Here is a 20,175-nt window from a genome sequence, read left to right as displayed (position 1 = left end):
TATTTCCTATTCTTCCATATTGTTGAAGTCATACCCTGCTGCACTTCCTGTGCCATGACACAATTCATCAAGCACATAATTGAACGCATTCACCGCTTCTTCCAGATAAATTTTCCTTGCCTCTTTATCACACGCATACATATCGGCAATAAATCCTTCATCATTTCCTATTGCGTGTACCAGAGTCTCCAGAACTTTCATATATTTCTTTTTTGAACACTTTTTATTCTGCCTATTCACATACTTCTGAATGTCCAGTACTCTATCAGCATTTTCCTCATTTTCTTCCAGGATTCCAAATGCCAGGTCCATGCCAAATTCATAGCCATCACAGGAAATCTGATCAATATCAAGCTGTTCAAGCTCATCTCGATAATTTCTTTCTTCCATAGGAGTCAGTGGTGTCTCATATTCATCCAGATATCCCATATCTGCAATTGTTTCCAGAATATCTCTGGATGCTGCCACCATCTTGTCCATGATAATTTCTCTTTCTTCCATCGGCATATTTGCCATAATGCTGTCTAATGTCATCATTGATTCTTCCTCCATCTCATTTTCATAAATATCGTTGATATAAAAGTGGTTTGCCTTTCCATTGTTCGGAATGATACGCACCAGATTTCCAACCTCCACCAGTTCCTGTACTGCCTGATCTACCCCATATCTGGTTGTATTCAGGTCTTTCTTCATTTCACTTTTTGGATAAATTACATACAAATCCCCCTTACCATCTACCCAACCATTCTGCACCGCAAATTTCAAACGATCCAGAAATAAGCTGTATAAAATCTTTGCTGTATTTGACAGATTTTTGTATTTTTCCATCTGGAACAGCACCTTCGGCACCTGCAGACAATCTACCGGCATATACTCCATCTTACTCATTGATTGTTTCCTCCTTCTGTTTGTACAGCACTTCGGCTGAATTAATATTGATTTCCAACATCCCTACAAATACCTGATAGTACAGAAGGCATATCTGTTCATCCTCTCTTGCCAGATACAATCCTTCCAGTTCATCGGACAGATGTTTCATTCCATATACTGCCTGACAGATATCATGGATTTTCTCACATTCCACACTTCTAAGATGCTGCTCCAAGGTGTGGTTAAATCTCTGCCAGTCCTCCAGTTTCTGATTTACTGACATCATGCACTGGAACAGTTCCGCTGCTTCACATGCTGCTGACAGCACTACATTTTTGTTATTGATACTTCCATCGGCATTCTTCATATGCCCTACCATATACGCCTGATCTACTGAAACCATCTTTTATCCTCCTCTATCTAAACGGCATTTCTTCTTCCATGCCCTCTGGGATCTCTAAGAACCCTTCCGCATCTTCTGGAAACGGTGGTCTGTCAACCATTTTTGCACCTGCGAATTCAATCCGGTTTGCATACACTTCGGTGGTATAAATCTTTTTCCCGGTATCCTTATCTTCATAATTACCTGTGACAATCTCGCCTTCCACCATGACCTTCGTGCCCTGCATCAGATAATCTCTGGCAAATTCTGCTTTCTTTGCAAAAGCCTTTACCGGAATGAAACTGACTTCATCGGAATAATTTCTTCTGACTGCCAGAACAAACTTGGCAATCTTATGAAGTCCTTTTTCATTCTCCACTTCGTTGTATCCGGGATTTCTTACCAATCGCCCGGAAATAACTGTTGTATTCATTGGCTTAACCCTCCTATACTTTCATTGATTTGTAACAGATGCCGATACATGGTCCACATTTTCCATAGGCACATCCGTAACATTCATCTTTTTCCAACTCTTCTTGCTTCATTTCATCGGCAAACATTCCTAACAGTGTTGTATAAATCTTTTTCATTGCAAGGAACTTCTCTTCTGCTTTTTCCATCTTCTCTTTATAAAATGGAATCAGTCCACGAAGAACTGGATGGAAACGTTCATTTTCATCATCCCAGGCACAGGTTTTCATCATACAGCGTGGCTGTTTCTCATAATTGCCCAGATAATACGGGCAGAACGTACAGCCTCTTTCTTTAACAATTTCCACCGGGATCACTGGCATCTGACTTTTGATTTCTTTTGTTACATGCTTACTTTCAATTCGCTCTCTCATCTTAAAAATCCTCCAAGTATATATATTTGCAAAAGGGATTTACCCTGAATTGCCTGTTTTTAGGCACAAAAAAAGAGGCAGACTTACGATTTTTGTTTTCGCAAGCCTGCCTCTTATCAAACTAATTTTCTATCTTCCAATGATATACCGTATAAAAACGTATATCGCTCTGATCACATACACTGGAATTATGATACTTCCGATCAATGCTCCAATGATGACACTTAATGCAGCCATACCAAGTGTTGCTGTGGTATCCATTCCTCTAGGGATTAGAATCAGCCGCATTTTATGTATTCCAAATGGCAATCCGGCAATAAATATCCACCAGAACCAATCTGTCTGACCACTGACTTTCATTATTATTTTTGTCATCCAAAACCAGAATACCATAAATGCCAGCGGCAGAATTGATTTTTTAATTACGTCTTCAATCGTCACCCTTTTTCTCCCTCTGTCTGATTCCTTCCGCCACCTCCCGATTAAAGTTTGCCAATATTTCTCTAACCACAGGAGAATCCAATCGAAAGGTTTCCAGATCTTTCTCCGTAAGCTCCCTTCCGTTCGCATCATATCTTCGTACAATTTTTAAAGCCATACTTTCACTTCCTTCCTGCTGATAATCCTAATGTTTTCAACAAATGTTTAAACTTCTCTCTTTTCATCCGTTTAACACGTATCTTTTCTATCTTTTTCAGATAGACTTGTATTCTACTTGCCATATCTTCATTGCTCATTCTTTCCCCTCTCTTTCTGCCCACGATGCCAGCAGCATAAATATAATTTCTTCCATCTGAGTCTTTGTATATGTCTCTGGAAAATATTGTTTCAATTTCTTCGCCGGAATCTGCACCTGAACTTTTTCAGTACTTTCATTCATGCAAATCTGGTCAATCTCTGGATACGTCAACATCCGCTCTTTTGAAATTTGTTTCAATTCCTTTGCCTGCTTCATGGACGGTACCATATTGTGATTACTCATATACTGAAGTAATATCTGCTGTTCTTCAGTTCTCAAATAAGAAACTTCAACAGCTGTGTTAAAGGGAAGCTTCTTCTCGTCTGCCAATTCTAATAGCTCTGCTATTAACTCTGTCAAATGAATATATCGAAGAATCTGTCTGGAACTATCTCCTGTATTCTGACTGACTTCTTCTGCCGCCAACTTCTTGCCAACTTGGCAAGAAGTTAAATCAGACCGTTTCCCCTGACGCTTTAACGCCTCATATTTCATTTTATAAGCAAATGCTTTTTCGCTGATCAGCAGCTCTTCTCGTTGAATGTTGGAATCTACCATAATTACCGTTGCTTCATCATCCGTAAGATCTTTGATGATAACCGGCATTTTCTCTAGTCCAGCAAGTTCACATGCTCGTTTTCGCCGATGACCAGCTACAAGTTCATAACCACCGGATTCTCTCAACCGCACAATACCAGGAACCAACACTCCATATTGTGTAATACTTTCTGCTAATTCTTCCATTTTCTTATCATCTCTTACTTGAAACGGGTGATTCGTAAATGGATGAAGACTTCCTATTGCTATCTCACTAATTCCATTGGTTGTCTCTTCGTTTGTTCCAAACAATGCATCAAGCGGCTGTAAGGAAACGGGAGTTGCTCTTTTTTTAGATGACATCTTTCAGCACCTCCTCCGTCACTCTCCGATAAGCTTCTGTAGCTTTGCCTTTCGGATCATAAGAGAAAATACTCTGACCTTCTCTGACTGCTTCCTTCATTCTTACAGAAAATGGAATATAATTATCGAAGATATGAATTTGACTTCCATATACATTTCTGAGAAGTTCCATATTATTTCTGGCATCATTCGTATGAGCATCGACCATTGTAAACAGAATTCCACCGACTTGCAGCTTCGGATTGATCTGCTTACGGACCTTACCAATTGTTTTTAATAACTGCTGCAATCCTTTGATTGGCAGGTAAGACGCTTCAACCGGAATTAGTACTTCATCTGATGCAGCCAGTGCATTGATTGTGATCATTCCCAATGATGGCATACAATCAATAATAATTGCATCATATTGATCCTTGATACCATATAAAATTTGTTTCAATACATATTCCCTACTCATTGCATTTACCAACTGTACTTCCGTACCTGCCAGTCCAATGTTAGAACAGATAATGTCTATTCCTTCTGCCTGATGCCTGATGTAACAGTCTGATGGAATATCTTCATCTTTCATTACTGCATCCATAAGAGCTGTAAGAGTTTCATTACTGTCATCACAATCACGATATCCAAATCCTGCGGATACATCTGACTGTGGATCGGCATCAACGATTAACACTTTCATATTATTTTGTGCTAATCCTACTGCTAAATTAGCTGTACATGCGGATTTTCCCGTTCCTCCTTTTTGGTTAACAATAGAAATTACTTTTGCCATAATCTTTCCCTTCTTTCTTGTCAAATAAAAAGACTGAATCAGACAGCTGAGAAATAAATCTCATGCAAGCTAATTCAGTCCAAAATATATTTTTATTCAATTATCACCGCTTTCGTGGTATAGTAAATACATCTCAGCCGAGTTCTGAAATTCTATTACTTCTGTACTGTGTTATTTATAAAAGAGAGGCCTTTCCTTCATAAATTCGTTGATTGGTTACGAAATTTATTTAGGACTAAATCGCTAGAGCCCTTGTATTATAAGGGGTTCTGCCTTGTGTCATTATAATAACACAAGCACCGCCGTTAAGGATATTCATCATCGGAACTGGCATCTGTCTTGTGTGACAACCGCCCAGATACTGATATAAGGGAATCCGAAGTGCCGCTGCTGCCGCTCTCGCCACTGCCATGGATACTCCCAGAGATGCGTTTGCTCCTACATTACTCTTATTATCTGTACCATCTGTGTCTATGATCTTCTTATCGATAAAAGTCTGGTTCAGAGCATTTTCTCCAAGGATCGCTTCTGCCAGTTTTGTGTTTACATTCTCTACTGCTTTCTGGACACTGAGGCCTACATAGCAGTCTTTTTCTCCGTCTCGTAATTCTACTGCTTCAAACTTACCGGTTGAAGCTCCTGAAGGGACAATCGCCCTTCCTGTATATCCATTGATCCCGATCACACCTTCGCCTACTGTAACTTCAACTTCTACAGTAGGGTTTCCTCTGGAATCCAGTACTTGTCTTGCGTGAACCCTTCTTACAGGCAGATAACGTAACATTTTTTGAACCTCCTGCTTCTTTTTATGAAATATGCGGATAAACACATCCGCTTTGCTGCTACAAACGTTAACAAACTATCCCTCTGCAATGTCTGTACTTCAGCATTTTATTTGTTTCATACGCATAGCTTTTCCAGATACTCTGATGAATATGCGCTGTATGCTGGCGGTTCTTAAACGATATTTCGATGCATTGCTACTTATATGTTGTATCTTTGTGTATCGTACTTTTGTATCTAAACCTGATTCACTCTGGTTATTTTATAAATCCCATATAATTTTCAGAATATTTTATCAGTGCAAATCATTTTAATTGTTTCTTTTAAATATTTTTATAAGTTTTTAGTTTTTATGCTTGACATTTCAATTATTATCTGTTATAGTAAGTTCATAAAACAAAAGGGATTACGGAAAACAAAAAAGAAAAGGAGTGAGACCACCGAAAACATAATTTCTTCTTTATAATTTAAGAAAGCGAGGTACAGACCACCAGAATAGTTAAAGTTTCAAATTCATGATTTATAATTTATGAAAGGCAGGTACGGACCACCAAGAACTTAAAGTTTTAAATCCAACTAAGTTTTATAAGTTCCTATTAATAAAAAGGAAGGTACAGTCCAATGAAAACCTAACGATTTACCCTATTTAAAAGCAACAAAACATCAATATAAGGACGGTATGATCCAATGGACATTTAATAATTTATTCTTATTATTAAAAAGTAACAGATAATCCATAAAAGGAAGGTACAATCCAATGGAAACTTAACGATTCACCTTATTTTAAAGAAGCAACATCTATTAATATAAGGAAGGTATAGTCCAATGAAACATTAACGATTTACCCTATTATTAATCGTAACAGTTCATTCATACAAAGAGGTACAGTCCGATGAGAACTTAACGAATTACCCTATTTAAACTAAATGAGGAAGGTACAGACCAATGGGACAGTAAGTTTAAATAAATTCTAAATACAATTTTATAGAAAGCGAGGTATCATCCCTTGGATACAGAATCTTAACAAGAGCCACGATGGAAAATAAATCGATGGCTCTTTTATTTTGCAAAGTCTATTGTTCTCTTTTCTCTCATATATTTAAGCAACATCCTTTCTTTTGAGGTTATCATTCTATGCGTCTCAAATATATATCCCCTGTCAGATTTTTTTCTGCACGAACCGGGCGGATTCTTCTGCTTTTCTGCATATCTGCAATTGTAGGTTCTGCTACCGGAAAAGTGGTTTCGCATTTTACGCAGAAGCAGGCGACTGTTCCGTCTTCTTCTCAGAGTTCCAACTGGGGGCTTAGTTTTCAGGAGGAAGGGAAACGCCCTGTAGGAAATGCCACGATTGAAGAATTGTCTCAATATGATGCTTTCTTTGCAGAGAACACCGAAGAAAAGAAACTTTATCTTACCTTTGATGCCGGTTATGAAAATGGAAATACCCCGGCGATACTGGATGCATTGAAGAAACATCAGGCTCCGGCTACTTTTTTTGTTGTGGGGAATTTTATTTCGGAGAATCAGGACCTGATCAAACGGATGGAGGATGAGGGGCATACCGTTGGAAATCATACGATGACTCATCCAAACATGTCGAAGATTTCTACGCAGGAATCTTTTCAGAAAGAATTAGCTGGTGTGGAAGATATTTACAAAGAAATCACAGGAAAAGAAATGACGAAATTTTACCGGCCGCCGCAGGGGATTTACAGTACTCTGAATCTGTCTATGGCAAAAGAAATGGGATATCATACTTTTTTCTGGAGTCTTGCTTATGTGGACTGGTATCAGGACAATCAACCGGATCCCCAGGAGGCTATCGCAAAACTGACGAAACGGATTCATCCTGGAGCTATCGTGCTGCTGCATAGCACCTCTTCTACTAATGCGCAGATTCTGGATGAACTGTTAAGTAAATGGGAAGAGATGGGGTATTCGTTTCATTCTTTAAATGAATTAGTTTCTGCATCTTAAGCAACCCAAGTCTCACACACAATTTCACTTGCAAAGAATAATACAATATAGCTTTTTTACAAATCTGATCTCAAAAATGAGATGCACCCCACCAGGAACAATTCCCGTGGAGTGCATCTCATTTTGTTTATAAATCAATACTTATAAGGATATCAATTTATATTTCCTATATTATTCAGCGTCTGCTGCCTCTGTTTCTTCAGGTTCTTCTGTTGTTTCTGCTTCTTCTGTGTCATCTGCTGCGTCTGCATCTGTTGTATCAGCTTCCTCAGCATCTTCTGCATCTTCGCTGTCTACAACACCACCTTCAACAACAAGGTCTTCTGGATCAATGTTATCGCCGTATACTGGTTTCAAAGTTTCTTCGAAGTCTGCATGGAAGAACTGTTCGTCTGCCAGAGATTTGATCTCATCGTTGATTGCGTTCAGAAGGTCTGTGTTGCCTTTCTGTACTGCAGGTGCGATCGTGTCGATGTCACCAAGAGATTCAATTCCTACAGAGAATCCTTCGTTCTGCTGAGCCCATGCAAGTACCTCTGTGTTGTCTGTGGAAAATGCATCTCCTCTTCCGTCAAGAAGTGCATCGTATGCTTCCTGATATTCATCAAATTTTACAAGTTCGATATCCGGATAGTTGTCTGTGAAGTATGTCTCTGCTGTTGTTCCTTTTACAACGATCAGTTTCTTGCCTTCCAGATCTTTTACATCTGTGATCAGTGCATCGTCAGGAGAAACAACACCAAGAGCTACTTTCATGTATGGAAGTGCGAAGTCTACTTTCTCTGCTCTGTCATCTGTTACTGTGAAGTTTGCAAGAATTACGTCTACCTTTGCAGACTGCAGATATTCTACACGGCTTGCTGCTTCTACATATGTGAATTCTACATCATCTTCGCTTCCAAGGAGATCTTTTGCAAGTCTCTTTCCGAAGTAAACATCGTATCCCTGAACATCACCGTTTTCATCTACATATCCAAATGGATTCTTATCACTGAATACACCGATTTTGATCTTTCCGTCTTCTTTGATCTCATCCAGAGTACGGGCCTGCGCAGTGTTTCCGCCGTCATCTGCTGCACTTACAAGAATACTTCCGCCAAGAAGTGTTGTTGCTGCTACGCCTGTTGCTAATAAAACTGCTAATAATTTTTTCTTCATGTCCTTTTCCTCCATGTTTTAAAAAATTTTGATTTTATAATAATTTTTATAACTATCTTTTGTTATCATGTCTTTCTGACTGATATTCTAAAATGTCGTCTGTTTCTGATTCCTTTATTATTTTTTGGATATTCAGCTTTCAGTCCATTTGAATCCTAAACCGTAATGAACTGTATTTGATTTATAGTTCTTCTATTGTTAGTTCTTCTATTGTTATTTTTTCACTGTTTCATAATGGAAACTGTTCAGGAACTGTTTTGCTCTGTCTGTCTGCGGATTGTCGAAGAACTGTTCCGGAGTGTTCTCTTCTACGATATTTCCTTTATCCATAAAGATCACTCTGTCTGCTACAGATCTGGCAAATTCCATTTCGTGAGTGACGATCAGCATGGTCATTCCTGTTTTTGCAAGTTCCAGAACTACCTGAAGTACTTCTCTTACCATCTCCGGGTCAAGGGCTGCTGTGATCTCATCCAGAAGCATGATCTCCGGATGCATCAGCATGGCACGTACAATGGCAACTCGCTGTTTCTGACCACCTGAGAGCTGTCTTGGATAGTTGTCTTTCTTATCCAGAAGTCCAACTCTGTCCAGAAGCTGCTCGGCTTCTTTCTTCACTTCTTCTTTGTTTCTCTTCTGTACTTTCAGAGGTGCCAGAAGAAGATTATTTAAAATTGTCATGTTTGGGAAAAGATCGTAGCTCTGGAAAACCATTCCAATCTTCTCTCTGACTTTACTGATATTCTTTTTTTCATTCTCGTAGCTTACGCCATTGAGTTTCAACACACCGCTGTCGATTGCTTCCAGACGGTTGATACATCGCAGGAAAGTACTTTTTCCACATCCGGAAGGTCCTACGATTACTACTACTTCTCCTTTTTGCATGGAGAAAGAAACATCATCCAGAATAGGAACATTGTTTACATATGATTTCTTTAAATGCTCTACTTCTAAAATCGGCTGTCCCATTCATTTATCCTCATTTCTATTAGTCTGCAAACTTCTTTTCCAGAACTCTGGAGAGTCTGGAGAATGGAAAACATATGATGAAATACATGAAGAATACTGCACCGTATACCCAGAGTGCTGCTGTCGGGTTTGTATATCTGGATGCATCAATGATCTGTTTTCCTACTTTTAATACTTCTACTACACCGATCAGGGCTACCAGTGATGTGGTCTTAATCATTCGTGTCAGAAGATTGACTGCGGATGGAAGAAGTCTTCGGATAGTCTGCGGCAGAATGATATAAAGGTATACCTGCCATTTATTTAATCCGAGTCCGTATCCGCTGTCATATTGGTGTTTCGGGATAGAGATCAGTGCGCTTCGCACCAGATCGCCCATCTCTGCAGTTCCCCAGAAAGTAAATACGATAACTGCTGCTGTCTCACCGGTAAGGTTCATTCCCAGATGCTTGGCTGCTCCGAAGTATACCAGAAACAGAAGTACCAGCTGCGGCATGATCCTTACAATCTCAAGGTAAATACGACAGATAAATTTGATTATTTTATTCGGAATGTTCATTACCATTCCGAGAAGAAATCCAAGGACAATGGAAAATACCATGGAAATCAGTGCAATTCTTATTGTTACCCACAAGCCCTGCCAGAGTCTTAATGAGTTGATTCCTTTGAAAAGAACCTCAATCCCCATATTCTGCATAGCGGACTCTCCTTTCTACAAATGAACAGATCAGTGAGATTGGTAAAAGTATGATCAGATATGCGATTACCAGCATCATCAGGGCTTCATCTGTTTTGTAATAAATTCCGATCAGGTCTTTGGTCACAAACATCAGGTCTGCAAGTGCTACTGCACTAAATACAGATGTTTCTTTAATAAGAAAGATTGCATTGGCGCAGAATGCAGGGATGGAATTGGATACCGCCTGCGGCAGGATGATGTTTGTAAATACCTGACTCTTGCTCATTCCGAGACTTAATGCGGATTCTACCTGAATCGGCGGGACATTGTCCAGACCGCTTCGGAAGGCTTCTGCCATGTAGCTGCCTCCCAGAAATGCCAGACCTGAGATCGCGCATTGTTCGGAGCTGAGTACGATTCCTATCTTCGGAAGACCGAAATACAGGAAGAATAACTGTATCAGAAGCGGGGTATTTCTTGATAGTTCTATGTAGCATTCCACGATCTGGCGAAGCACCGGGATCTTGAAATACTTGATCATGCTACAGACAAGTCCTACGATGATTGCGAGGATCACACCGATCAACGCCATGTGAAGGGTGAGCTTCGCAGCTTCTATATAAAGAGGTGTCTGTTCGCGGATAAATTCAAAGTCCATGGTTGCGTTTTCTCCTTCTCTGATATGAAGTTCTTATTCCATTGAATTGTCTGGTCATTACTGCCAGTCTCATATCAGTTTCATCTTATTTATGTATATGATTCAAATAAGATGTTTCATTTATCATTTTTTATTTTTCCTGCCTGAATCTGACTTCTTCTACCTTTATCGTGTTTCTAACAGGCAATTTTCTCATAAATTGCATCTGCAAGTTTGCGATGTCCGGATTCATCCAGATGTTCCTGATCTGCTTCACCCGGCTGTGCGTAGGCAGAAGCCTGTAAATAGGAAATGTTTCTTGCTTTTGCAATTTTCTCATATACCCGGTGGAGGTTCAAGGATACTTCTCTGGATTTCCTATCGAATTCCGGATCAAAGTCTTCTTCCCAGATTCGTTCGCCAAGGTAAATCGGAGATACCAGAAGAACTTTGGCATCCGGGTTTACGGCGTTGATCTGATTGAGAAGCTGTTCAATTCCCTGTCCGATGACTTCCGGGGTTGCGCTGTATACGCTTTTACAATCATTGGTGCCAAGCATAAGAACAATGGTGTCTACCGGTCTGTGGCTCTCAAGGATTGCAGGGAGCATCTCTGTTCCTCGTCTTTCTGTGCGGAATGGATCATCGAATACTGTGGTTCTTCCGCAGAGACCTTCTTCGATTACACGGTAGCCTTTCTCTCTTACTTTGTCATCCAGGATGCTGGTCCAACGGGTGCCCCATCCGTATCTCTGATTGGATGTTCCCGGGATTAAACCGTATGTATTAGAATCGCCGAAACATAAGATTTGTTTCATGTCTTGTCACCTTCTTAACTGATTTTTTAATGCAGGTTTTTCGTTTTTCCTGTTTTCATATCTGTTTGATAGGAATACTATACAATCTTTATTTTGGTTTGTCAATCCCTTTTTTGTATTTTTTTGAAAACGTTCATTTTTACACTGTAAAAGAGACGCTCAGAAATATTTTTATTTTCCGTGCGGTTTCGGGACCTAAGATCCCTGCAAATGCACGGAAAATAAAAATATTTCTGAGCTGAGCATTGATTGTGATACTTTTTCTTCGCAAATAAAACTTTCCTGCATAAAATGCGCATTATTTCATAGACATAGATTGGGAAACTTCAAACACTTTAAATCTGTCAAATACAGCATTTATTTATATTGACTAATTCTTTATAAAGCAAAAAGAGCAGCTACTACACCTGGCACGTTGGTGTAATATCTGCTCTTCTTCGTGCGATATTCTGTTATGGATTATATCACTGTTATTATTATTTATGCAATACCTGTTCTACTATATTTTTCCAGCCTGCATATTTCTGGATGCGTTTTTCTGACTGCATCTGTGGAGTAAAGTGGGTGCGGATCATTATTATTTCCAGTCCTGAACTTTGTATTTTTTATATTTCGCAGGTGTGGTACCTGTATATTTTTTGAATATTTTTATAAAATAGCTCTGTGTGGAAAAACACAGATATTCGCTTATCTGTGCTGCTGTATAATCTGAGTATGTCAGCATATTGCAGGCAGCTTCTATCCGTTCTTTTTGGATATAGTCAACCAAGAACATTCCCGTTTCTTTTTTAAACAGTCTGGAAAGGTAACCTGGGCTGATTCCTGCTGCCTCTGCTGTTTCTTCCAATGTGATGGACGTATGCAGATGAAGATGGATATATTTTATTGCAGCCTCAATTGTTCTGCTGTAATTTCTCATCCCATGTTTCTGTACTTCTTCTGCAAACCGCATCGCTGCTTTTTCCGATAATTTTTCTATGGAATACTTACTTGTACATTCTTCCACAGTCTGAATATAGCCATCACTTAAAGCATACGCCGTTTCTTCTGGTACTCCACCTTCAATTGCAGCTCTTGTAAACAGAGTAATTCCCGCAATAAACATATTTTTACTGTTTCGCAGTTCATTCCTGGACAAAACTCCCGGAGTTCCATCCGGTGTCTTTTGAAAAATGGACAGCACTCTGTCCGTCTGCCCATTTTTAATCGCATCGTATTGCAGACGTTCACTTGCATAGGAGGCATGTCTCTGAAGATTCTCCCGTCTCTCAAATAAGGTATCCCTGCTTCGATTCTCTGCAATTTTTTCTTCCTGATGACTATATAATTTTTCCATGATTCACATCCCCACATAACCGTTCTCTTCTATAAAAATTCTTATCTTATTTTACACACAATTATGTCCCCAGACAACATCCCTACCAGAATCTTTTCCAACCCTTAGAAAGAATATTAATATTTTACTATTTATAACAATATTTTACTATATTTTATCATTTGCAAATGATATAGTTCAGATAAAGGTAAACAGTTCGTTTAACATATATCACTAAATTATGGAGGTTTTTATTATGGAACGTGATTTAAAGAAAATCGTCAGCCAGATGACTCTTGAAGAGAAGGCTGGCATGTGCTCAGGTCTTGATTTCTGGCATCTGAAAAGTGTGGAAAGACTTGGAATCCCGGAGGTTATGGTAAGTGATGGCCCTCACGGGCTTCGTAAGCAGGATGACAAAGGAGATCATCTTGGAATGAATGACAGTATCAAGGCGGTCTGCTTTCCTCCTGCAGCTTTAAGTGCATGCTCTTTTGACCGTAAATTAATGGAATCTATGGGTGAAACGATCGGTAAAGAGGCTCAGGCAAATGATGTATCTGTCATCTTAGGACCGGCTGTTAATATCAAACGTTCCCCACTCTGCGGAAGAAACTTTGAATATTATTCAGAGGATCCATATCTTGCAGGCGAAATCGCAGCCGCATTTATCAATGGCGTACAGTCTCAGCATGTTGGAACTTCCATCAAGCATTTCGCAGCTAACAATCAGGAATATCACCGTATGAGCAATTCCTCTGAAGCAGATGAAAGAACCCTCCGCGAAATCTATTTCCCTGCATTTGAGACTGCTGTAAAGAAAGCGCAGCCATATACCTTTATGTGCTCCTACAATCAGATCAACGGCACTTTTGCTTCCGAAAACAAATGGCTTCTCACCGATGTTCTCCGCAATGACTGGGGATTTGAAGGATATGTCATGTCTGACTGGGGTGCAGTCAATGACCGTGTGAAAGGTCTGGAAGCCGGTCTGGAGCTGGAGATGCCTGGTTCCAACGGAACAAATGACGCTCTGATCGTGGAAGCCGTAAAGAACGGAGCTCTGAAAGAAGAAGTTCTGGATCAGGCTGTAGAGCGTATTCTGAATATCATTTACAAATATGCTGATCACCGCGCACCACAGGAATTCACTATGGAAAAAGACCATGAAGAAGCACGCCGTATCGCAGAAGAATCTATGGTCCTCCTGAAAAATAATGACCAGATCCTGCCTCTGAAAACATCTGAAAAAGTTGCTTTCGTAGGTGGTTTCGCTAAGAAGCCTCGTTTCCAGGGCGGCGGAAGTTCCCATATCAACTGCTTCAAAGTTACCAATGCACTGGAATCTGTTCCTGCCGATGCACAGGTTACTTATGCAGAAGGTTTCCCTGCTGATAAAGATTTCTATGATGAAACACTTGCTGCAGAAGCCGTTCAGGCCGCAAAAGGAGCTGATAAAGTTGTAATCTTCGCCGGACTTCCGGACAGTTTTGAATCTGAAGGATATGACCGCTCTCACATGAGACTGCCTGAATGCCAGAATCGTCTTATTGCTGAAATTCTGGAAGTTCAGCCAAATACTGTGATCGTTCTTCACAATGGTTCTCCTGTGGAAATGCCATGGATCAATGATGTAAAAGGTATTCTGGAAGCTTATCTGGGCGGACAGGCAGGCGGTGCTGCTGTTGCAAATATCCTCTATGGTATTGTAAATCCAAGTGGTAAACTGGCTGAGACAGTTCCGGTGAAACTGGCTGACAATCCATCCTATCTGAGCTTCGGCGGCGGCGATAAAGTAGAATACCATGAAGGTGTATTTGTTGGATATCGTTATTATGATACCAAGCAGATGGAAGTTGCCTATCCGTTTGGGTACGGACTCTCCTATACTACTTTTGCATACAGCAATCTGCAGATTTCCAACACAAATCCGACAGAAAAAGATACTGTCACTGTTTCTGTAGATGTGACGAATACAGGCAGCGTTGCCGGAAAAGAAGTTGTTCAGCTCTACGTTAAAGATATGACTGCTTCTGCGATCCGTCCTGAAAAAGAACTGAAAGGCTTTGAAAAAGTCCAGCTTGTTCCTGGTGAGACCAAGACAGTTACCATGGAACTGGATAAGCGCAGTTTTGCATGGTATAACACCGAATTACATGACTGGTATGCAGCAAGCGGCAAATATGAAATTCTGATCGGTGCATCTTCCAGAGATATCCGTCTCTCCGAAACCATAGAACTTTCCAGCAGCCAGGTCATTCCGATGCATATTCATATGAATACCACGCTTGGAGAACTTCTCCGTCATCCTAAGACAAAAGAAACTGCTAAAGAACTGACATCCAAGTATCTGTCTGCAATGAACGGTGGTTCAGAGACAACCTCTTCTGAATCTGCCGCAGAAGCCATTACAGAAGAAATGGTGGAAGCAATGACAGACTCCATGCCGCTTCGTTCTCTGTGCAGCTTTGGTGGATTTTCACGCACCGAGATTCAGGAGATCATTGATAAACTACAGAAATTATGCTTATGACATAAGAATTTTTCTCTGGCACTTATCTTATTTCATGTGGGATATTACTTTAGAATAATTTTGCATGATATATTACTCCATATAAGTAAAAGCTACTGCATATACATCCGGAAAAATATTCCAGATTGTGCAGTAGCTTTTTTATTAATATGTATATCCTTTACTTTAATTATGATGAATCTCAAAGATTATTGTATTTGTCAAATAGCTATTCTCTGTATATTTTATATTATCTTGCACTCTGTTAACTGCACCTTTATTTTTCTCTTGTCAGAATTTTTTTATAAGTAAGATCCATGCCAAAAGCCCCCAGGGGAGCTGTGATAATAATTGCCATAACAGCTACGGAAAGTACAATTTTTCCGCACGGCAATCCTGCTGCAAAGGGAACAGAGCCAATTGCTGCCTGTACCGTTGCTTTCGGAAGGTATGCAATAACACAAAAAGCCCTTTCTTTTGCAGATAGATTTGTTTTCACTGTGCAGAGCAATACGCCAAAAGACCTAAAGATTAGTGCTACAAAGATCATCGCAACTGCTGCAATTCCTGCTTCCAGTGTATAACGGATATCAACTGCAGCACCTACCAAAACAAAAAGAATTACCTCTGCAGCAAGCCAGAGTTTCCCGAATTTCTCTGACAGTCTCTTAGATACAAAAGCTGTGCATTTCATTTTCAGAACACATGCCATACTTACAACTGCAAGTAACCCGGATACTGCAATTTTTCCTTCCAGCCAGCCTTCAATTGCGATCAGCAAAAAAGAGAATCCAAGAACAATGATTACTTTCATGCTGTTTCTTACATAATGTTTCTTCGCATAAGCCGTCTCGAAAAATAAATATAGCAGGTAGCCTACGATCGCACCAAGAATAATTCCAAGGATGATTGAAATCGGGATATTTGCAAATGCCTTGATGTCTGCACTGCCGCCCTGTGCCATGCTTAAAAATGTCGTAAATAATACGATAACAAAGATGTCGTCGCAAGATGCTCCGGCCATGATCATCTGTGGAATCGCTTTCTCTGTTCCGTATTTCGTCTCCATCAGCTGAACCATTCTCGGTACAACGACTGCAGGAGATACCGCAGCAAGCACAGATCCCATAACTGCAGCTTCTACTCTGGTGATTCCCAGAATAGACGGTGCAAATAATAAATAACCGATAATTTCAAAAGATGCCGGTACAAAAGACATCATAATCGCAGGTCTGCCTACTTTCTTTAAATCATCCAGATTCAGGGATAATCCTGCCTTTAACAGGATGATGATCAGCGCCATTTTTCTCAGGTCAGCTGAGATAGAGAGAATGCTTGGATCAAGAAGATCCAGGACATACGGTCCCAGCACAATTCCGGTTGCAAGCATTCCGATAATACGTGGCAGTTTCAATTTCTGGCAGATTGCTCCCATTGCCAGACCTACCAGAAAAATAAATGATAGTGATGTTAACATTGATATTTCTCCTTCTTTTTGTTTCCACACAAAAAAAGCTGACACCTTCTGCGATCAATTAACATTGCTTATTAATTAATCGTAGAAGTCATCAGCTTAAATCAGCGGTTTTGGTTTCCCTGGGGAGAACTTCATTCCCCAAAATTCCTGTTTATCATACTACCTGTGTTCTCTTTTGTCAAGTAGTGTTACTGGCGTTCTTTTTTCATACCTACCAGCCAAACGCATCCCGAATCAATGCCCCAGTTTCTCCATCTATGTAAAATAATTCTTGTTCATCCGGGGAATCTTTCCACTGGTAAGGGCAGTGGAAACTCCAGACAGGCCTGTAAACGATTCCCTCTGCGGTTTCATCAATATAATATTCCAGACAGATTTTTGTAACTGGAATCGTGGTTGATTCCGTTTCCCCTGTATCATTCTGTTCTGTAAAAAGACCAATTTCCCCGTCTTTTACATATTGCTCCACCGATTTCATAATTTCTTCCATAGGAAGCATAGTAACTGATTCTTCCTCTTTCACTTGAAGTGGAATCGGCATATTAAAATAGCAATCTTTAAGTTCAGGTCCAAAACCTGTATTTCCCCGATAAGAATGCTGAGAAAGTCCTCCAACCGATACTCCATTCAGCAGAATTTCCGTGTCGTAATAATCATATCCTACTTCCATGTCGCTGATTGATTTTCTTACAGAAGTTCCAATTAAATTAGCTCTGGAAAGCAGCTGATTTATAATATTTAATTCCTCATCTTCCGTATTTTTTCCTAAAGATCCCAGGTCTTTTTCACTTAATCCATCACACTGTATCATTCCGTCTGAAACGAATAACTGCAGTCCTTTTTCTTTATTTTCCCAGACCATTTCATCTGTCTCAGATTTTTCCCAGCCATCTTTTCCTCCAAACCAAGAGCAGATTTCTTTCTCTGATATGTTGCATTTTTCCAGGATTCCTTTCGAAACATCGAAGGTACTTCCAATAATATCGGCGTCTATCGTAAGCATCCCTGATTTTCCCTGCAGAGAAGCTATTACATGGTTTTCATTTACCTGTAACACTGTTGTTTCTGAATCATGTTTTTCATTTACTTCCGTAGAATCTAAAGAATTTTCTAAACCTGTTGTTTCCTGTGTACTCTCATCCAGAGAATCCGAAGTGGGTTCTACTCCAGTATCTTCAGCCTGCAGTTTTCCTTCTTTCCTGTATTTTTCTATGATATCCCGTACTTCATCATTTAATGGAAGTGTTAACGTAAGAGTCTGAGGCGTATATCCTCTGTAAACATCCTCCGCAGGCAGTGCATAAGAGAGCATTCCTTCTGAATCTGTAAAAGAACCAGTTTTAAAAATTTTTTCGTAAACTTTATAATCTTTCCAGGTGTAATAAATCTTACCATTATAATCCGGATATGCCTGAATGGTCATGGAAAGCTCTACCTTGGAATCTTCTTTTAATATTTTTTCTGTCAATGCATCATCATACAGGGTAATATGCCCATAATAGAGATTTTCCCCGTCTATCTTATTCAAAGATGCAAGTGCATCTTCTCCATTCACTGTCGCATGGTCCCTGCAACTGATCATATAGTTCCTCGCCTCGTTTGAAGGTTCACCCAGAAAGCTTAAACTACTGCCATCAAAATAAGCTTCTGTAATAGAAAGCATAGACTGTCTCCAATCCATCTCCTCAGGAGTTATATGATAAGAAGTCATATCTTCTACATTTTCTGCATTTGAATCAGGTTCTGTAACAATCATTTGGGCAGTTTCCTGTCCAGTAACACCCTGCTGCTCCAGCTCTTTATGAAGCCATCCAAGTTTTGTTGCAAGTACACCGGTGCTAATGCCTAATACAGCAGCCACCGGAAGAAGAATCCGAATTATTTTTTTCTTATTCCCTGAACTTTTCTTTCTTCTTTTATCTGGTTTTATGACTAAATTATTCGTGTTACCAATTCTCTCATCTGGAGAATCTAAAATTCTGTTCAGAACATCTTCCATAGCTTTATCAATATTATCGGGTATCACAGTTTCTTCTTTTAAAATTTTTCTGATTTCTTTTTCATTCATATCCATCACCTCCTGATCACCCTTTTTAATTTTGCTCTTGCCCTGGAAAGTTTAGTTGATACGGTATTGCTGTTCATTTCAAGAAGAACACCTATTTCCTTTACAGAAAATTCATCAAAATAATAGAGTTCTACAATTTTCCTACTTTCTTCATCAAGACATAAAAGCAATTGCTTCCATTCACAAAGATCCAGGTCTTCACAATGTACACCTTCTGCAAAATTTTCCAGTTCTGTGTCACGGTTCTTTTGACGGAGAATGTCTTTACATTCGTTTATCAGAATCCGAATCAGCCAAGTCTTAAAATATTTCACTTCTCTCAGCCCCTGTATATTTTCATAACAGGACAGGATTGCATTTTGCAGTGCATCTGCAATGTCTTGCTCGTTCCGAAGATAAACCCAGGCTGCCTTATATAAGCTCTGCTTATTCATCCGGATCAATTGAACAAACGCTTCTTTATCTCCGTTTTTAGCTGCTGTTACCAAAGCATCCATTTTTATACCCCCTTTTCATTTTTATAACTATTAGACTTGAAATATGGGCAGTTCCTTTCAAAAATTTTTTATTTTATACCAAAAAAGACACAGGCAATCGAAGATGGATCGTCAATGTCTTTTTATTCTCAATTTTCAAATTTGCTCATTTATGGTTGAAAAAAGGTACTTATCTGGTTCCTTTCCATTTTTAATAAAACAAAAAAGCCAGAAAGCCTTGATTTCACTGACTTTCTGACTCGTTAGAAGCAGGGGATGAGAGAATCGAACTCCCACCAAAGGTTTTGGAGACCCCTATCATACCATTTGACCAATCCCCTACAAAGTATATTTTATATACTCTCAAAACTACATACATGTTGACATTTCCCTGAGATTCATTACTTCCTGCGTTGCTGAGTGAATGATCTACTCCGCGGGGGTCACTTCGCGACTACGTCACTCAGTGTCATTTGCTTCGCAAATGTCCAGTCTGTACCATGAATGTTCCTTCACAAGCAAGCTTGCTCCGTCTCATTCCTGTTACATCCTGCCCGCTCTCTCAGCGTTTTGGTCAAGCCCTCACCCGATTAGTAACAGTCAGCTCCATGTGTTACCACACTTCCACCTCTGCCCTATCTACCTCGTCGTCTTCAAGGGGGTTTACTTCTTTCGAATGGGATATCTCATCTTAAGGGGGGCTTCACGCTTAGATGCCTTCAGCGTTTATCCCTTCCGGGCTTGGCTACTCGGCCGTAGACTTGGCAGTCTAACCGATGCACCAGCGGCCCG

20 protein-coding genes, 1 tRNA gene, 1 rRNA gene, 1 pseudogene and 1 riboswitch are annotated in these 20,175 nt (G+C 39.9%); of the genes and pseudogenes, 2 read left to right on the top strand and 21 right to left on the bottom strand.

What is annotated here, in order from left to right; all coding sequences use genetic code 11:
• Window positions 1-6 precede the first annotated feature (6 nt).
• From KQI87_RS11585 to eno, 10 genes and pseudogenes are all read right to left on the bottom strand, one after another.
• Window positions 7-888: a replication initiator protein A gene (locus tag KQI87_RS11585; RefSeq protein WP_216460270.1), complete on the bottom strand. Its 882-nt coding sequence runs from the start codon at window positions 886-888 to the stop codon at window positions 7-9.
• On the bottom strand, window positions 881-1,273 hold the full coding sequence (locus KQI87_RS11580; protein WP_055039906.1) for a hypothetical protein: 393 nt from the start codon (window positions 1,271-1,273) through the stop codon (window positions 881-883). Before KQI87_RS11580 ends, KQI87_RS11585 begins: the two co-directional genes overlap by 8 nt.
• Window positions 1,274-1,286: 13 nt before the next feature.
• Window positions 1,287-1,685, bottom strand: coding sequence for a single-stranded DNA-binding protein (locus KQI87_RS11575; protein WP_005344165.1), 399 nt, complete (start codon window positions 1,683-1,685; stop codon window positions 1,287-1,289).
• A 13-nt stretch (window positions 1,686-1,698) separates the two neighbouring features.
• Window positions 1,699-2,097, bottom strand: coding sequence for a hypothetical protein (locus KQI87_RS11570; RefSeq protein WP_074108870.1), 399 nt, complete (start codon window positions 2,095-2,097; stop codon window positions 1,699-1,701).
• A 129-nt stretch (window positions 2,098-2,226) separates the two neighbouring features.
• A complete protein-coding gene (locus KQI87_RS11565) occupies window positions 2,227-2,538 on the bottom strand; it encodes a DUF6050 family protein (protein ID WP_216460269.1) in 312 nt (103 codons plus the stop codon).
• Window positions 2,528-2,695, bottom strand: a complete 168-nt coding sequence (locus KQI87_RS11560) for a hypothetical protein (protein WP_172680790.1) — start codon at window positions 2,693-2,695, stop codon at window positions 2,528-2,530. Before KQI87_RS11560 ends, KQI87_RS11565 begins: the two co-directional genes overlap by 11 nt.
• A 4-nt stretch (window positions 2,696-2,699) precedes the next feature.
• Window positions 2,700-2,834: a hypothetical protein gene (locus KQI87_RS16860; RefSeq protein ID WP_008371487.1), complete on the bottom strand. Its 135-nt coding sequence runs from the start codon at window positions 2,832-2,834 to the stop codon at window positions 2,700-2,702.
• Entirely contained in the window at window positions 2,831-3,736 is a 906-nt protein-coding gene (locus KQI87_RS11555) for a ParB/RepB/Spo0J family partition protein (RefSeq protein ID WP_055267012.1), read from the bottom strand. The genes KQI87_RS16860 and KQI87_RS11555 overlap by 4 nt, the downstream gene beginning before the upstream one ends.
• On the bottom strand, window positions 3,726-4,511 hold the full coding sequence (locus tag KQI87_RS11550) for a ParA family protein (RefSeq protein WP_173721127.1): 786 nt from the start codon (window positions 4,509-4,511) through the stop codon (window positions 3,726-3,728). Before KQI87_RS11550 ends, KQI87_RS11555 begins: the two co-directional genes overlap by 11 nt.
• 298 nt (window positions 4,512-4,809) lie before the next feature.
• Window positions 4,810-5,295 (bottom strand): annotated as a pseudogene (gene eno / locus KQI87_RS11545) (phosphopyruvate hydratase); the annotation flags it as partial.
• 1,133 nt (window positions 5,296-6,428) lie between these two features.
• Here eno and KQI87_RS11540 point away from each other — a divergent pair.
• Window positions 6,429-7,274 (top strand): delta-lactam-biosynthetic de-N-acetylase, encoded by an 846-nt coding sequence (locus KQI87_RS11540; protein ID WP_216460267.1) that lies wholly within the window; start codon window positions 6,429-6,431, stop codon window positions 7,272-7,274.
• A gap of 171 nt (window positions 7,275-7,445) precedes the next feature.
• On the opposite strand, the gene KQI87_RS11535 is transcribed toward KQI87_RS11540, so the two are convergent.
• From KQI87_RS11535 to KQI87_RS11510, 6 genes are all read right to left on the bottom strand, one after another.
• Complete coding sequence (locus KQI87_RS11535; RefSeq protein ID WP_216460266.1) at window positions 7,446-8,432, bottom strand: cysteine ABC transporter substrate-binding protein; 987 nt, start codon at window positions 8,430-8,432, stop codon at window positions 7,446-7,448.
• 213 nt (window positions 8,433-8,645) lie between these two features.
• Window positions 8,646-9,401: an amino acid ABC transporter ATP-binding protein gene (locus tag KQI87_RS11530; RefSeq protein WP_253292492.1), complete on the bottom strand. Its 756-nt coding sequence runs from the start codon at window positions 9,399-9,401 to the stop codon at window positions 8,646-8,648.
• A 19-nt stretch (window positions 9,402-9,420) separates the two neighbouring features.
• A complete protein-coding gene (locus KQI87_RS11525) occupies window positions 9,421-10,098 on the bottom strand; it encodes an amino acid ABC transporter permease (protein WP_216460265.1) in 678 nt (225 codons plus the stop codon).
• Window positions 10,079-10,738 (bottom strand): amino acid ABC transporter permease, encoded by a 660-nt coding sequence (locus tag KQI87_RS11520; protein ID WP_216460264.1) that lies wholly within the window; start codon window positions 10,736-10,738, stop codon window positions 10,079-10,081. Before KQI87_RS11520 ends, KQI87_RS11525 begins: the two co-directional genes overlap by 20 nt.
• A 176-nt stretch (window positions 10,739-10,914) precedes the next feature.
• Entirely contained in the window at window positions 10,915-11,535 is a 621-nt protein-coding gene (locus tag KQI87_RS11515; protein ID WP_216460263.1) for a GDSL-type esterase/lipase family protein, read from the bottom strand.
• A gap of 577 nt (window positions 11,536-12,112) precedes the next feature.
• Complete coding sequence (locus KQI87_RS11510) at window positions 12,113-12,871, bottom strand: helix-turn-helix domain-containing protein (protein WP_216460262.1); 759 nt, start codon at window positions 12,869-12,871, stop codon at window positions 12,113-12,115.
• A gap of 235 nt (window positions 12,872-13,106) precedes the next feature.
• Between KQI87_RS11510 and KQI87_RS11505 the strand changes: the two genes are divergently transcribed.
• Window positions 13,107-15,383, top strand: a complete 2,277-nt coding sequence (locus KQI87_RS11505; RefSeq protein ID WP_216460261.1) for a glycoside hydrolase family 3 C-terminal domain-containing protein — start codon at window positions 13,107-13,109, stop codon at window positions 15,381-15,383.
• Between the two features lie 256 nt (window positions 15,384-15,639).
• On the opposite strand, the gene KQI87_RS11500 is transcribed toward KQI87_RS11505, so the two are convergent.
• The 5 genes from KQI87_RS11500 to KQI87_RS11480 form a co-directional block, all read right to left on the bottom strand.
• A complete protein-coding gene (locus KQI87_RS11500; protein WP_216460260.1) occupies window positions 15,640-16,839 on the bottom strand; it encodes a cation:proton antiporter in 1,200 nt (399 codons plus the stop codon).
• A 75-nt stretch (window positions 16,840-16,914) separates the two neighbouring features.
• A riboswitch (Fluoride riboswitch) is annotated at window positions 16,915-16,987 on the bottom strand.
• A gap of 63 nt (window positions 16,988-17,050) precedes the next feature.
• Complete coding sequence (locus KQI87_RS11495; protein ID WP_253292491.1) at window positions 17,051-18,907, bottom strand: hypothetical protein; 1,857 nt, start codon at window positions 18,905-18,907, stop codon at window positions 17,051-17,053.
• Window positions 18,908-18,912: 5 nt separating this feature from the next.
• Entirely contained in the window at window positions 18,913-19,404 is a 492-nt protein-coding gene (locus KQI87_RS11490) for an RNA polymerase sigma factor (RefSeq protein ID WP_118248138.1), read from the bottom strand.
• A gap of 249 nt (window positions 19,405-19,653) precedes the next feature.
• Window positions 19,654-19,724: transfer RNA gene (locus KQI87_RS11485), tRNA-Trp, on the bottom strand.
• Window positions 19,725-19,953: 229 nt separating this feature from the next.
• Window positions 19,954-20,175: ribosomal RNA gene (locus tag KQI87_RS11480) — 23S ribosomal RNA — on the bottom strand; the annotation flags it as partial.

Source organism: Blautia sp. MSJ-9 (assembly GCF_018919065.1).
Lineage (GTDB): Bacteria > Bacillota > Clostridia > Lachnospirales > Lachnospiraceae > Blautia_A.
Note: the sequence above shows the minus strand (reverse complement) of the source record. Positions and strands in the feature narration are given on the sequence as shown.

What these genes read in the sequence shown, in the direction of transcription:
- KQI87_RS11585 (WP_216460270.1), bottom strand. Translation starts at nt 888, where the DNA reads ATGAGTAAGATGGAGTATATGCCGGTAGATTGTCTGCAGGTGCCGAAG.
- KQI87_RS11580 (WP_055039906.1), bottom strand. Translation starts at nt 1,273, where the DNA reads ATGGTTTCAGTAGATCAGGCGTATATGGTAGGGCATATGAAGAATGCC.
- KQI87_RS11575 (WP_005344165.1), bottom strand. Translation starts at nt 1,685, where the DNA reads ATGAATACAACAGTTATTTCCGGGCGATTGGTAAGAAATCCCGGATAC.
- KQI87_RS11570 (WP_074108870.1), bottom strand. Translation starts at nt 2,097, where the DNA reads ATGAGAGAGCGAATTGAAAGTAAGCATGTAACAAAAGAAATCAAAAGT.
- KQI87_RS11560 (WP_172680790.1), bottom strand. Translation starts at nt 2,695, where the DNA reads ATGGCTTTAAAAATTGTACGAAGATATGATGCGAACGGAAGGGAGCTT.
- KQI87_RS16860 (WP_008371487.1), bottom strand. Translation starts at nt 2,834, where the DNA reads ATGAGCAATGAAGATATGGCAAGTAGAATACAAGTCTATCTGAAAAAG.
- KQI87_RS11555 (WP_055267012.1), bottom strand. Translation starts at nt 3,736, where the DNA reads ATGTCATCTAAAAAAAGAGCAACTCCCGTTTCCTTACAGCCGCTTGAT.
- KQI87_RS11550 (WP_173721127.1), bottom strand. Translation starts at nt 4,511, where the DNA reads ATGGCAAAAGTAATTTCTATTGTTAACCAAAAAGGAGGAACGGGAAAA.
- KQI87_RS11540 (WP_216460267.1), top strand. Translation starts at nt 6,429, where the DNA reads ATGCGTCTCAAATATATATCCCCTGTCAGATTTTTTTCTGCACGAACC.
- KQI87_RS11535 (WP_216460266.1), bottom strand. Translation starts at nt 8,432, where the DNA reads ATGAAGAAAAAATTATTAGCAGTTTTATTAGCAACAGGCGTAGCAGCA.
- KQI87_RS11530 (WP_253292492.1), bottom strand. Translation starts at nt 9,401, where the DNA reads ATGGGACAGCCGATTTTAGAAGTAGAGCATTTAAAGAAATCATATGTA.
- KQI87_RS11525 (WP_216460265.1), bottom strand. Translation starts at nt 10,098, where the DNA reads ATGCAGAATATGGGGATTGAGGTTCTTTTCAAAGGAATCAACTCATTA.
- KQI87_RS11520 (WP_216460264.1), bottom strand. Translation starts at nt 10,738, where the DNA reads ATGGACTTTGAATTTATCCGCGAACAGACACCTCTTTATATAGAAGCT.
- KQI87_RS11515 (WP_216460263.1), bottom strand. Translation starts at nt 11,535, where the DNA reads ATGAAACAAATCTTATGTTTCGGCGATTCTAATACATACGGTTTAATC.
- KQI87_RS11510 (WP_216460262.1), bottom strand. Translation starts at nt 12,871, where the DNA reads ATGGAAAAATTATATAGTCATCAGGAAGAAAAAATTGCAGAGAATCGA.
- KQI87_RS11505 (WP_216460261.1), top strand. Translation starts at nt 13,107, where the DNA reads ATGGAACGTGATTTAAAGAAAATCGTCAGCCAGATGACTCTTGAAGAG.
- KQI87_RS11500 (WP_216460260.1), bottom strand. Translation starts at nt 16,839, where the DNA reads ATGTTAACATCACTATCATTTATTTTTCTGGTAGGTCTGGCAATGGGA.
- KQI87_RS11495 (WP_253292491.1), bottom strand. Translation starts at nt 18,907, where the DNA reads ATGAATGAAAAAGAAATCAGAAAAATTTTAAAAGAAGAAACTGTGATA.
- KQI87_RS11490 (WP_118248138.1), bottom strand. Translation starts at nt 19,404, where the DNA reads ATGGATGCTTTGGTAACAGCAGCTAAAAACGGAGATAAAGAAGCGTTT.